9 protein-coding genes and 1 tRNA gene are annotated in these 13000 nt (G+C 65.2%); 4 read left to right on the forward strand and 6 right to left on the reverse strand.

Annotation, left to right across the window (positions count from 1 at the left end):
* Positions 1-25: 25 nt before the first annotated feature.
* Positions 26-1144: an acyltransferase gene (locus BTH42_RS16870; protein WP_075301403.1), complete on the reverse strand. Its 1119-nt coding sequence runs from the start codon at positions 1142-1144 to the stop codon at positions 26-28.
* Between the two features lie 384 nt (positions 1145-1528).
* Between BTH42_RS16870 and BTH42_RS16875 the strand changes: the two genes are divergently transcribed.
* Complete coding sequence (locus BTH42_RS16875) at positions 1529-3634, forward strand: M3 family metallopeptidase (protein WP_075301405.1); 2106 nt, start codon at positions 1529-1531, stop codon at positions 3632-3634.
* A 93-nt stretch (positions 3635-3727) separates the two neighbouring features.
* Here the strand turns inward: BTH42_RS16875 and BTH42_RS16880 are convergent, their stop codons facing one another.
* Positions 3728-5038, reverse strand: a complete 1311-nt coding sequence (locus BTH42_RS16880; RefSeq protein ID WP_075301407.1) for an amidohydrolase family protein — start codon at positions 5036-5038, stop codon at positions 3728-3730.
* 213 nt (positions 5039-5251) lie between these two features.
* Between BTH42_RS16880 and BTH42_RS16885 the strand changes: the two genes are divergently transcribed.
* Positions 5252-5950 carry an aspartate/glutamate racemase family protein gene (locus BTH42_RS16885; RefSeq protein WP_075301409.1) on the forward strand — a complete coding sequence of 233 codons (699 nt, stop codon included), beginning with the start codon at positions 5252-5254 and terminating at the stop codon, positions 5948-5950.
* Positions 5951-6051: 101 nt separating this feature from the next.
* Here BTH42_RS16885 and BTH42_RS16890 read toward each other — a convergent pair whose 3' ends face one another.
* Entirely contained in the window at positions 6052-6705 is a 654-nt protein-coding gene (locus tag BTH42_RS16890) for a LysE family translocator (RefSeq protein WP_075301411.1), read from the reverse strand.
* A gap of 251 nt (positions 6706-6956) precedes the next feature.
* Between BTH42_RS16890 and BTH42_RS16895 the strand changes: the two genes are divergently transcribed.
* Positions 6957-7886 (forward strand): LysR substrate-binding domain-containing protein, encoded by a 930-nt coding sequence (locus BTH42_RS16895; RefSeq protein ID WP_256702068.1) that lies wholly within the window; start codon positions 6957-6959, stop codon positions 7884-7886.
* Positions 7887-7963: 77 nt separating this feature from the next.
* Here BTH42_RS16895 and BTH42_RS16900 read toward each other — a convergent pair.
* Positions 7964-8040 (reverse strand) — tRNA-Met (locus tag BTH42_RS16900).
* A 300-nt stretch (positions 8041-8340) separates the two neighbouring features.
* Between BTH42_RS16900 and xth the strand changes: the two genes are divergently transcribed.
* Positions 8341-9117, forward strand: coding sequence for an exodeoxyribonuclease III (xth, locus tag BTH42_RS16905; RefSeq protein WP_075301413.1), 777 nt, complete (start codon positions 8341-8343; stop codon positions 9115-9117).
* A gap of 46 nt (positions 9118-9163) precedes the next feature.
* Here xth and BTH42_RS16910 read toward each other — a convergent pair whose 3' ends face one another.
* Positions 9164-11272 carry a prolyl oligopeptidase family protein gene (locus BTH42_RS16910; protein ID WP_075301415.1) on the reverse strand — a complete coding sequence of 703 codons (2109 nt, stop codon included), beginning with the start codon at positions 11270-11272 and terminating at the stop codon, positions 9164-9166.
* 169 nt (positions 11273-11441) lie between these two features.
* Positions 11442-12980 (reverse strand): nitrogen regulation protein NR(I), encoded by a 1539-nt coding sequence (ntrC, locus tag BTH42_RS16915; protein WP_075301417.1) that lies wholly within the window; start codon positions 12978-12980, stop codon positions 11442-11444.
* Positions 12981-13000: the final 20 nt, after the last annotated feature.

Genomic DNA, 13000 nt, shown 5'->3' on the forward strand with positions numbered 1-13000 from the left:
GCTAAGGCACTCAGGCACCAGGGCGCTAGCGCGCGGCCTGATCGCCGCGCGCGAGACCGGCCGCCGGCGCATCGCGCCGCGGCGCAAGCCGCGCGCGGCACCACGTCAACACCGGCCGCTCCACGTAGTGCCACGACAGCGCCGCGCACAGCAGAATCAGCGGCCCGGCCACCACGAGCGACATCCCGTGAGTCAGCTGCGGCGCGAGCGCCGCGATGCATTGCTGCACCATGAAGCCGTACAGATAGATCCCGTACGAATAGTCGTGACGCGGCACGAAGCGCCGCAATAGCGGCGTGGTGCCGATCCACAGCACGCCGTATGCGAAGGCCAGATAGAACAGCGGCTGCGCGCCGGCGGTATCGCGAAACACGGCGAACACCAGTACAAGCGCCAGCGCGACGAGCCCGCTCACACTGACCCGCTCGCGCCACCCATACAGCGCGATGCCGAGCATGAAGAACGGCTCCGGAAAAAACGAATAGCCACCGGGCGTCTCGGCGAAGTTGCGCATGCCGATCTGCAGATGCGGCGGCAGATGCAGGCGCAGCGCAAACGCCAGCAAGCCGAGCGCCGCCGCGAGCAACGCGCCGCGCGGGCTCGACAGCAGCCCGAGCAAACCGGTGACGATCACGATCAGATAACAGCGCACTTCTATCGGCAGCGTCCACAGCGGCGCGCTCACGTCGATCCCGAAGCGGTTGTGCTCGAACACGCCGGGCAGCGCCCAGCCGGACTTCAGCACGATCGTCGAGAAGTTATCGAGATTCGACCAGGTCATCCCGCTCGCGAAATACTCGCGCAGCGGCAGCGTCGTGAACAACGGTCCGAGGATGAACACCGTCACCACCGAGCCGAGCGCGACCGCCGGCCAGAGCCGCGCGATGCGCAGCGCGACGAAGCGCGGCACCGAGCGCTGGCGGTTGTAGCTGGCGGTCACGAGGATGCCGCTCAGCAGAAAAAACGCATAGACGCCGAGCGGGCCGAAACCGTCGAAGCCGAGCGCGTTCAGCACCCAGTCGGTGGTGCCGTCGGGCGCTTGCAGCAGGTACGAATGGCCATAGACGACCGCGACGGCGGCCATCAGTCGCACGAGGTCGAAGTTGTTGCCGTTGCGCGTGAGAGCGTGCGAAAGCGGTTTCATCGGGTTCTCTGAACGTAAAACGCCGCCGCCCGGCTGTCCAAAACCGCCAAGCCTGCGAAGGGCGTCAGCTTGTGCCACGACCGCCATCCGCACTGTTCGCTGTCGCACAGAAACACGCCTTGGGTCCTTGCGGCACGCGCCGTCCCGCTACTCGCAGCACCGAGCAGGCACAGGCGCAAGCGCGCCGCCGCGCCGATCCGCCCCGCCCGCGGCCACATCTGTTAATTTGTCTGCGACTGGATTGGAATCGGCTCACCCCGCCCCAATAATGTTCATACCCGGTGCCGCCATGCGCGCTCCGCCGCGCGTCAGGCAAGCATTGCCGCACGCTCCGCGCGAGCGCCGCCGCACCGCCCCGTTCACCCGCGTCAGACAGGAAGCCCTATGTCCACTACCGCCACGCATCAAGACAATCCGCTCCTCGATTTTTCCGACCTGCCGCGCTTTGGCGACATCCAACCCGAACACGTGACACCCGCGCTCGACGTGCTGCTCGCGAACGCAGCCGCCGCGGTCGAGCGCGCCGCGCTGCCGGCCACGCCGGCCTCGTGGGCCGACGTCGTCGAACCGGTCGAACGCGCGACCGAACCGCTGTCGCGCGCCTGGAGCGTGATCGGCCATCTGAACGCGGTCGCCGATACCCCCGAGCTGCGCGCCGTGTACGGCGAAAACCTGCCGCGCGTGACCGAGTTCTGGTCGAGCGTCGGTCAGAATCTGGCGCTCTACGAGAAGTACAAGACGCTGAACGCCAGCGACGAATTCGCCGCGCTCAATAGCGAGCGCAAGAAGATCCTCGGCAACGCGCTGCGCGATTTCCGTCTGTCGGGCGCCGAACTGCCGGAAGACCAGAAGCCGCGTTTCGCCGAATTGCAGGAGCGCCAGGCGGCGCTGTCGAAGGCGTTTTCCGATCACGTGCTCGACGCGACCAACGCGTATGCGTACACGGTCGAAGCCGGCAACGAAGCGCAACTGGCCGGCCTGCCCGAGGACGTGATCGCGGCCGCGCAGGAAGCGGCCGAGCGCGAAGGCAAAAGCGGCTACAAGTTCACGCTGCACTTCCCGTCGTATTTCCCGGTCATGCAGTACTCGGAAAACCGCGCGATGCGCGAAGCGATGTACCGCGCGTACGTGACGCGCGCGTCCGAACTGGGCGCGCAATACGGCAACGGCAAACCCGAGTGGGACAACACCCAGGTGCTTGCCGACGAACTGAAGCTGCGCGCCGAAGAAGCCGGCATGCTCGGCTACAACAACTTCGCCGAAGTGTCGCTCGCGCCGAAGATGGCCGAGTCGCCGGCACAGGTGATGGCCTTCCTGGAAGATCTCGCGACGCGCGCGCGTCCGCATGCGGAGCAGGACTGGCAGGAGCTGCAGGCATTCGCGTCGAACGAGCTCGGCATGAGCGATCTGCAGCCGTGGGACATGACCTTCGCGGCCGAGCGTCTGCGCCAGAAGCGCTATTCGTTCTCCGAGAACGAAGTGAAGCAGTACTTCCCGGAAGACGCGGTGTTCAAGGGCCTGTTCAAGGTCACCGAGACGCTCTTCGGCGTGCGCATCCGTCGCGATGAAGCGGCCGTGTGGCATCCGGACGTGCGCTTTTTCCGTGTCGAGAATCAGGACGGCGGTCTCGTCGCGCAGTTCTATCTCGACCTGTATGCGCGCGAAGGCAAGCGCGGCGGCGCATGGATGGACGATGCGCGCGGCCGTCACAAGCTCGCGCACGGCGCGGTGCAAACGCCGGTCGCGTATCTGACCTGCAACTTCTCGGCGCCGGTCGGCGGCAAGCCCGCCTGCTTCACGCACGACGAAGTGATCACGCTGTTCCACGAATTCGGCCACGGCCTGCATCACATGCTCACGCGCGTCGATGAACTCGGCGTGTCGGGTATCAACGGCGTCGAATGGGACGCGGTCGAACTGCCGTCGCAATTCATGGAGAACTTCTGCTGGGAGTGGGACGTGCTGTCGGATATGACTTCGCACGTCGATACCGCGAAGCCGCTGCCGCGCGATCTGTTCGACAAGATGCTCGCCGCGAAGAACTTCCAGAGCGGCCTCGGCACGCTGCGGCAGATCGTGTTCTCGATGTTCGACATGCAGCTGCACACCGGCTTCGATGCGAACGGCGCGACCAGCGCGAACGATCTCGCGCGCGAGATCAACGAGCGCTTCCACGTGGTGCCGCAGGCGCCGTTCTCGCGCTGGCCGAATACGTTCAGCCATATTTTCGCGGGCGGTTACGCGGCCGGCTACTACAGCTACAAGTGGGCCGAGGTGCTGTCGGCGGATGCGTACGCGGCGTTCGAGGAAGCCGCGCAGGCGGCCGGCAGCGTGCTCGATCAGAGCACCGGGATGCGCTATCGTCGCGAGATTCTGGAGGTTGGCGGCAGCCGTCCGGCGATGGAATCGTTCAAGGCGTTCCGCGGCCGCGAGCCGAATATCGATGCGCTGCTGCGCCACAACGGGATGGCACCGGGCGCCGCGCATTGAGACACTGACGCAACGGTAGCGACAAAGAAAACCGGCGGTCTGCGCGAGCAGGCCGCCGGTTTTTTATTGGCGTTTCACCGCGATGCGACCGCGCTACGCGCGATGCAGTTTGAAGTCCACCTCGCGCGGCCGCCCTTCGATCGACAACGACGCCCGCGCGGCCGGCGCACGGCTCACCACCCTGCCCCGGCTCACGACCGCGAGCCGCGCGGCGCGCAAACGGAGCGCGTCGATTTCGTCGCGCGCATCGAGCAGCACGAGATTGGCCGCGCAGCCGGGCGCGATCCCGTAACCTTCGAGACCGAGAATCCGCGCCGCGTTGACGGTCACCGCGTCGAAGCACGCGCGCATCCCGTCGATGCCCGTCATCTGCGCGACGTGCAGCCCCATGTGCGCGACTTCGAGCATGTCGCCCGAGCCGAGGCTGTACCACGGGTCCATCACGCAGTCGTGGCCGAACGCGACGGTGATCCCGGCGGCCAGCATCTCCGGCACGCGGGTCATCCCGCGCCGTTTCGGATAGCTGTCGCTGCGCCCCTGCAGCGTGATGTTGATCAGCGGATTCGCGATCGCGGCGACGCCCGACTCGCGCATCAGCGGCAGCAGCTTGCTCACGTAGTAGTTGTCCATCGAATGCATCGAGGTTAGATGCGAACCGGCGACGCGGCCATGCAACCCGAGCCGGTGCGTTTCCGCCGCAAGCGTTTCGATATGGCGCGACAGCGGATCGTCCGATTCGTCGCAATGCATGTCGACCCGCAAGCCCTGCTGCGCCGCGTACTCGCACAGCATGCGCACCGACTGCGCGCCGTCGGCCATCGTGCGCTCGAAATGCGGAATCCCGCCGACCACGTCGACGCCCATGCCGATCGCGCGCTTCAGGTTATCGAACGCGCCGGCGCTGCGCAGCAGTCCATCCTGCGGAAACGCGACCAGTTGCAGATCGAGATACGGCGCGACGCGACGCTTCACTTCCAGTAGCGCCTCGACCGCGAGCAGCCGCGAATCGCATACGTCGACGTGGCTGCGGATCGCCAGCAGGCCGCGCGCGACCGCCCAGTCGCAGTACTGCAGCGCGCGCTCGATCAGCGCGTCCTGCGTGAGCTCGGGCTTCAGCTCGCCCCATAGCGCGATCCCTTCGAGCAGCGTGCCCGACGCGTTCACGCGCGGCAGACCGTACGACAGCGTCGCATCCATATGGAAATGCGGATCGACGAACGGCGGCGTGACGAGCGAGCCGGCCGCATCGAGTTCTTCGCGCGCGCTCGCGGCCAGATACGGCTCGACCGCGACGATGCGGCCGGCGTCGATGCCGATATCGACCGGCTCGTGAGATTGCCTTGACGGCGGCAGCAGTTGCGCGGCGCTGCGCGGTAGCGTCGCGCGGCGGATGATCAGATCCATGTATCGCTCCCGTTGATCGCTTCGGACTCGCTACGATTCTAGCGGCGCCAGAAAAGCGCGCGCGGGTCGTGTCGTGTGTGTGCTCCGTGATGGCCCTGGCCGCTCATCACTGCACCGAGGCGTACCGGCGCGCGCGGTGCGATCCGTACCGGCGTCGTACGCCGCGACGCGCCTATACTCGCCGTTTCGGGCAAGCATTCACGGAGCGTACAGATGAAAACGATCGGCGTGATCGGCGGCATGAGCTGGGAGTCGTCCACCGAGTATTACCGGCTGCTGAACCGTCACGCGAAGGCGCGCCTCGGCGGCCATCACAACGCGCGCAGCCTGCTGCTGACGGTCGATTTCGCCGAGGTCGAAGCGAACCAGCGTGCCGGCGACTGGGCCGCGCTCGGCAAGCAGATGGCCGATGCCGCGAGCCAGCTCGAACGCGGCGGCGCCGATCTGGTGATCCTCGCGACCAACACGATGCATCGCGTGTGCGATTCGATCGAGCGGGCGATCAGCGTGCCGTTCCTGCACATCGCCGATCCGACCGGCGAGGCGCTGCGCGCGGCGGGCGTCGAACGGGTCGGCCTGCTCGGCACCCGCTATACGATGGAGCAGGAGTTTTATACCGGGCGGCTGCGCGAGCGCTTCGGCCTCGACACGCTGGTGCCCGACGACGCCGAACGCGCGGACGTGCATCGGATCATCTACGACGAGCTGTGTCACGGCAATGTGGAAGGCGAATCGCGCCGCGTGTATCAGCGCGTGATCGAGCATCTGGCCGCGCGCGGCGCGCAGGCGGTGATTCTCGGCTGCACGGAAATCACGCTGCTGATCAAACCGGAGGATTCGGTGCTGCCGGTGTTCGATACGACCGCGTTGCATGCGCAGGCGGCGGTGGAATGGGCGATCGGGCCGGCGTGAACTTGTCTGAAACGACACGCTGAAAGTCAAAGTCAAAAAGCCCGCATCGCTTGCGTGATGCGGGCTTCGACTTATCGGTCAAGGTATCGTCGATTCGATCATCAGGCAAGGTTTCCACTCATACCGTGCAAGAGGGTGTACACGCCTGCCCCAACCGCCACGACCAGCAGGAATCCGGAAGACAGAATGGAAATCCACTTGCGCCGCTGCTGAAAAATCCCGCTTCTCATCGCAACGGCGTAGCTCAGCAAAATCAGGAAATCACACACAATCCACAGCGCCGTCAGGATCGCGAGACTCGTTTTGAGGTGACTTGTGATGCCGACGAATTGAGGGAAGAACGCTATAAAAAAGATGATGTCCTTCGGATTCGAGATTCCAATGAGGAACCCGTGAAGGATCTGTTTCGCGCCACTCAACCTCGCTAAAGGCGTGGCGGGTACACGATGATTTGCGTCCTTTGCGGAGGCAAGTTCGCTGAGCAATCCCCTGATTGCCGTCCACGCAAGGAAAACGCATCCTGCAAGACTGATCCACGACAGCCATGTCTGATCGACGGTGAAAAGACCCATGATCACGAGAGCGGCCATCGCGATCAGTACTAGCGATGCCCAGTTCGCTCCGAGAGACGTCAATAGCGCCTGCCTGAATCCACCACGCGCGGCGGCATTCAGAACGTAGACGACAACCGGTCCCGGTACCGCGATCATCAAAGTGATCGACGTCAAATAGACGGACAGTAGAGCAAAGTTCAAGACGTTCCCCGTTCCAACTTGTTGTCGTCATCGATAACGCCAAATCCGGTGGGGACAAAACCGCCCTCATAGGCGCGCCCGCGTTCCCTCCGCACCCTCACCGCGCTGTCGCATCGCTCAACTATTACTCCTGGTCCAATCTTCACGCACATTTATCGTCACCCTCTGGAAGACCCAACTTACGGGGATATTGACGGCTTACATGAAGATTGAAAAATGGAAAGTCCTCCTGTTAAATAGGAGAAAAATTCATGATCAAGGAGCACTCGATGACCAGGCAGCTTCCGCCGCTGTACGCACTCAGAGCATTCGAGAGCGCAGCCAGGACAGGGGCGGCATCTCTCGCCGCAGAGGAGCTGCACCTGACTCAAAGCGCGGTGAGCAAGCACATCAAAACGCTCGAGGCTTATTTCGACTGCCAGCTATTCACTCGAAAGGGGCCGCGCATGCTGGTTACCCCTCAGGGCCAAATCTTCGCGGAAGGGCTGAAACATGGCTTCAAGCAGATCGAGGAAGCATGCGCGATCTTTCAGAGTCAGCGCGGCGTGCTTCGGCTCAAGGCACCCCCGACGTTGACAATGCGTTGGCTGCTATCCGCGCTGCGCGCCTATCGGGAAACGAACCCCGGGATCGCCGTTCAGACGTCGAGTATCTGGATGGACATCGATACCGTCGATTTTTTCAGCGAGCCTTACGACTGCGCCATTCTTCTCGGCTCCGGCGGCTTCGGGGCCGGCATCTGCAGCGTGAAGCTGTTCGACGAATGGTTGATTCCGATATGCGCGCCGTCTCTGTTGATCGACGGCAGCGTAGACCTGTCGGAGCGAGAAATCATCCATCCATCGCCCGACAGGAGAGACTGGCGACGATGGCTGGCCCGCGCGAACCTCGGCGTCAATGTCGATATGACGCGCGGTCAGGTCTTCGACACGCTGGAACACAGCAATGCCGCGGCGATTGCCGGGCACGGCATTTCGATCGGCGATCTCGCTTTGTGCGCCGACGCGATCACGAATGGGCAGCTCGCGCTGCCGTTCACGACCGCTGTGTCTACCGGCGACGGTTACTACATGGTGTGGCCGGAGCGATCCAGGAAGGACGCCGAGATCCGGCAGTTGCTGGCTTTTCTGGCGGGCGTCGCCCCTTCCATCGAGTATCCGGGGATTCACTACGTCGAATGAACCGGCCGGCCGGGCCGGCTGACGCTGAAAGTCAAAAAGCCCGCATGGCTTGCGCTATGCGGGCTTTCAACAAAACTTGGTTGCGGGGACAGGATTTGAACCTGTGACCTTCGGGTTATGAGCCCGACGAGCTGCCAGACTGCTCCACCCCGCGTCAGAGAAAAAAGATTATATCGGACCTTTCGCGAAACGTCAAACACTGGTGCGAATCTTTTTCTTCCGGCGCGCGTAGCGTGCACGCGTGCGGCGCTTCGCACGCGACACGCCCCGTCGCCCGTTATCCGCCCACACCCTGCTCGCGCACGATAAGATGCGGGGCTATCGGAACCTGGAATCGCCGCCGTGATGCATGCGCGATGCACTGCGATGTGCGATGCACTACGCGGCGATCGGTCAGAGCAAATAAGCGAGGCTCGAGCCAGCAAGCCCCGCTCCGCAACAAAGTGAGAACGACATGAAAATCGCGACGTGGAACGTCAACTCCCTCAAAGTCCGCCAGCAACACGTGATCGACTGGCTCGCGAGCAGCGGCACCGACGTGCTGTGCCTGCAGGAGCTGAAACTCCCCGACGAAAAATTCCCGCGCGCGGAACTCGCCGAGATCGGCTACCAGAGCTGGTACGCGGGGCAGAAAACCTATAACGGCGTCGGCATTCTGGTACGCGACGGCCTGCACGTCGAAGAAAGCAGCATCGTGCGCAATATCCCCGGCTTCGAGGATCCGCAGCAGCGCGTGATCGCGGCGACCATCGACGGCGTGCGCATCATCTCCGCGTATTTTCCGAACGGCCAGGCGCCGGGCACCGAAAAGTTCGCGTACAAGCTGCGCTGGCTCGACGCGTTGCACGACTGGCTCGCGACCGAGATGACGCTGCATCCGAAGCTCGCGTTGCTCGGCGACTACAACATCGCGCCGGAAGATCGCGACGTGCACGATCCGAAAGCATGGGAAGGTCAGAACCTCGTGTCGCCGGAAGAACGCGCAGCGTTCGTGCGGCTGATCGGACTCGGTCTGCTCGACGCGTTCCGCCAGTTCGAGCAGCAGGAAAAGATCTATTCGTGGTGGGACTACCGGATGATGGCGTTCCGCCGCAACGCGGGGCTGCGCATCGACCACATCCTGCTGTCGAAGGCGCTCGCCGATATCTGCACCGCGTGCGATATCGACAAGGCGCCGCGCAAGCTCGAACAGCCGTCGGATCACGCGCCGGTGTTCGCGCAACTGGGCTGACGCTCCGGGACAGCGGCGCAGCTGCGCGCGTCCCCGCGTTCCTCGCCTATGCGGCAGCCGCGTCGCCCAACACACCCCACAGAAAGCCGTACACCATCGCATCATGCTCGGCCTGCTCCAGTTCATCGGAGCCGCCGTGCCCGCCTTCCGTATTCTCCCGATACCACACCTGCGGCGCGCCCAGCGCCTGCATCCGCGCGGCCATCTTGCGCGCGTGGCCGGGATGCACGCGATCGTCGGCGGTCGAGGTCATCAACAGCACCGGCGGATACGCGACGCCCGCCGCGAGGTTGTGATACGGCGAATACGCGGCGAGCACGCGCGCTTCGTCGGCTTCGTCCGGGTCGCCGTATTCGTCGATCCACGACGCGCCCGCATGCAGCAGGTGATAGCGGCTCATATCGAGCAACGGCACTTCGCACACGACCGCGCCGAACAGTTCGGGCCGCTGCACCATGCACGCGCCGACCAGCAGGCCGCCGTTGCTGCCGCCCTGAATGCCGAGTTGCGCGGCGCTCGTCACGCCGGTCGCGCTCAGCGCTTCGGCGACCGCGATGAAATCGTCGAATGCGCGCTGGCGATGCTCGCCTTGCGCGGCCGTATGCCAGCGCGTGCCGAACTCGCCGCCGCCGCGAATATGCGCGACCACGTACACGCCGCCGCGCTCCAGCCAGCCAATCCCCTGCCCGGTCAGATAGCTCGGCAGCAACGGAATCGCGAAACCGCCATAGCCGCTCAGCAGACACGGCCGCGGCTTGCCTGGCTCTCCTGACGATGCAGCGTCCTTCGGTCCGATCACCGTGTACGGCACGCGCGTGCCGTCGGCCGATACCGCGTGAGCGCGCGTCACGCAGAAGCGCGTCGCGTCGAACTGGGTCGGCCAGCGGTCGAGCAATTCCCATTCGGCCGCTTCGTCGCCGGCCAGATCGGTGAGCCAGTAGGCCGGCGGTTGCAGATAGTCGTCGGTGTCGACGAACACCTCGTCGTTCAGCGTCGATTCGACCGGCGATACGTCCACCTGCGCGTCGCCGTGCGCGGCGAACACCCGCTCGCGCCACTGCCATGTGCCGTCGTCGCGCTGCGTCGGCGTCCAGATCAGCGTCTTGCTGCGCACGTCGTCGAGATACGACACGATCAGATGATGCCGCGTGTGCGACCACTCGCAGGCCGAGGTCCGCTCGTTCGGCATGAACAACGGCGTCACGTCGCGCTCGCCGCGCAGGAACGCGTCCTCGCGAATCGCCAGCAGCGCGCCGCCCGGAAAATGCGTGCCGTCGTCGCGCGCCCAGTCGAGCCGCGGTTCGAGCAGCAGCCAGCCCTGCCATGCGCCGACCGCGACGTGCTCGGGCACCTCGTAGCGACGCCATGCGCCGGTCGCCGCATCGAGCGCATAGGTCTGCGAATCGAAAAAGTCGACGCTGCTCGTCACCGTATGGCGCCGGTCGATCGGGTCGTAATGCGCGTCGACGCCGATATCGTCGAACTCGCCGCGAAACACCACCGGCGCGTCAGCGAGCGCACTACCGCGGCTCCAGCGCCGCACTTCGCGCGGATAGCCGGAGCGCGTGAGCGTCTTGCGGCCGTTGTCCCAGCCGATGTACAGCGTGTCGCGATCGATCCATGACGCGGTGTGCTTGCCGGCTTTCGCAATCGCGAAGCCGCCGTCGACGAAGCGCTGCGCGTCGAGGTCGAATTCGCGCATCACGACCGCATCGGAGCCGCCCGGCGACATCGTGATCAGCGCGCGATCGCCGTCCGGATAGAGGATGTCGAGATCGACGCAGACCCACGGCGTGCCTTCGGCCGCGCCGAGCGCGTCGAAGTCGAGCAGGTTCTGCCAGACCGGCGCGCCGGCCCGCCAGGCGGCCCACGTGGTGCGTCGCCAGATGCCGCGCGGATTGCGCTCGTCCTGCCACAGATCGTAGGCCCAGTCCTTCCAGCGGTCCGGAATCACCGGACGTTCGCGCGGCAGATAAGCATCGGCGAGGCGCCGCTTCAGAGTCTCGAACGCCGCGCCGCTGCACCACGCGGCGCGCGTGCGCGCGTTCTGCGTTTCGACCCACGCGAGCGCGTCGGGATCGTAGAGCGCCTCGAGCGGCAGGAATGGATCAGGGGAAAGCGGCCACTGGAACGGCACGGAAGAAGAAGCTGGCATCGTCGGCTGTCGAATCGGAACAGCGTTGATTATGCCTGTTGCGCGCGGCATGGACCGGTGGGAAGGCGCGGCGCGCCGCGAGCCGCGGCATTCGAAGCGAGCGCGACCCGCAAAAACGACGAAGGCGGCCTGCGCCGCCCTCGCCTGCCGCGTCAACTCAAGCCGGCCATCACGGTTCGAGATTCAGTTCCTGAATCTTGCGCGTGATCGTATTGCGGCCGATCCCGAGCCGCTCGGCCGCCTCGACCTTGCGGCCGCGCGTGAAATCGAGCGCCTCGCGGATCACCGCCGCTTCGAAGCGGCGCGCCAGTTCGTCCATCACGTCGGCCGCGTTTTCGCGCAGCATCCGCGCGACTTCGGTGCGCAACCCGCCTTCCCACGCGCTCAGCGCACTCGCGACCGCCGCCGCCGAGACCGCCGACGCGCCCAGCGGATGCACCGCGCCTCCCGCACCGAGACCCACGCCGGCCAGCGACGCAGCGCCGTTCAGCGCGCTGCCGTCGGTCGCCGCGACCGCGTTCGCACTCGCGGCCAGATCACTCGTGCCCACCGACGCCGGCCCGAGATCGGGCGGCAGATCCTTGATCTCGATCGTCTGCGCGGGCGCCATCACGGTCAGCCAGTTCGCGAGATTCTCCAGTTGCCGCACGTTGCCCGGAAACGGCAGCGCGGCCATATACGCGAGCGCCTCGTCGGACACGCGCTTCGGCTCGACGCCGAGATCGCGCGCGCTCTTTTGCAGGAAGTGGCGCGTCAGCAGCGGAATGTCCTCGCTGCGCTCGCGCAGCGCGGGCAGCCGCAGCCGGATCACGTTGAGCCGGTGATACAAGTCCTCGCGGAACAGCCCCTGACGCACGCGCGATTCGAGGTTCTGATGAGTCGCCGCGATCACCCGCACGTTCGAGCGCAGCGGATTGTGGCCGCCGACCCGATAGAACTGCCCGTCCGACAATACCCGCAACAGACGCGTCTGCAGATCGAACGGCATGTCGCCGATTTCGTCGAGAAACAGCGTGCCGTTCTCGGCCTGCTCGAAGCGCCCCTGGCGCATCGCCTGCGCGCCGGTGAACGCGCCGCGCTCGTGGCCGAACAGTTCGGACTCCAGCAGATCCTTCGGAATCGCCGCGGTGTTCAGCGCGATGAACGGACCGTTCGCGCGTGGGCTATGTCGGTGCAACGCGCGCGCGACCAGTTCCTTCCCGGTGCCTGATTCGCCGGTAATGAGCACGGTCGCCGCCGAATGCGACAGCCGCCCGATCGCGCGAAACATGTCCTGCATCGCCGGCGCCTGGCCGAGCATCTCGGGCGCCTCGGCGACGCGCTCGTCGACGATCTGCTCGCCGCGCATGCTTTCGTCGACCGCGCGGCGGATCAGCTCGACCGCCTTGTCGATATCGAACGGCTTGGCGAGATACTCGAACGCGCCGCCCTGAAACGCGGCGACCGCGCTATCGAGATCGGAGAACGCGGTCATGATGATGACCGGCAGCCCCGGCACCTTGTCGCGCACGGTTTGCAGCAGTTCGAGCCCGGAGCCGCCCGGCATCCGGATGTCGGAGACCAGCACCTGCGGGCTGTCGTGATCGAGCGCGGCCGACGCTTCGCGCACGTTCGCGAAGCTGCGGGTCGCGAAGTTTTCGCGGGCCAGCGCTTTTTCGAGCACCCAGCGAATCGATTGATCGTCGTCTACTATCCAGATCGGCTTCATATAGGTCGGTCAGAAGTCTT

The sequence above is a fragment of the Burkholderia sp. SRS-W-2-2016 genome (assembly GCF_001931485.1).
Classification (GTDB): domain Bacteria; phylum Pseudomonadota; class Gammaproteobacteria; order Burkholderiales; family Burkholderiaceae; genus Paraburkholderia.

Bases quoted from the DNA above. Each gene is read 5' to 3' on its own strand.
- BTH42_RS16870 (WP_075301403.1), bottom strand. From the start codon at position 1,144: ATGAAACCGCTTTCGCACGCTCTCACGCGCAACGGCAACAACTTCGAC.
- BTH42_RS16875 (WP_075301405.1), top strand. From the start codon at position 1,529: ATGTCCACTACCGCCACGCATCAAGACAATCCGCTCCTCGATTTTTCC.
- BTH42_RS16880 (WP_075301407.1), bottom strand. From the start codon at position 5,038: ATGGATCTGATCATCCGCCGCGCGACGCTACCGCGCAGCGCCGCGCAA.
- BTH42_RS16885 (WP_075301409.1), top strand. From the start codon at position 5,252: ATGAAAACGATCGGCGTGATCGGCGGCATGAGCTGGGAGTCGTCCACC.
- BTH42_RS16895 (WP_256702068.1), top strand. From the start codon at position 6,957: ATGATCAAGGAGCACTCGATGACCAGGCAGCTTCCGCCGCTGTACGCA.
- xth (WP_075301413.1), top strand. From the start codon at position 8,341: ATGAAAATCGCGACGTGGAACGTCAACTCCCTCAAAGTCCGCCAGCAA.
- BTH42_RS16910 (WP_075301415.1), bottom strand. From the start codon at position 11,272: ATGCCAGCTTCTTCTTCCGTGCCGTTCCAGTGGCCGCTTTCCCCTGAT.
- ntrC (WP_075301417.1), bottom strand. From the start codon at position 12,980: ATGAAGCCGATCTGGATAGTAGACGACGATCAATCGATTCGCTGGGTG.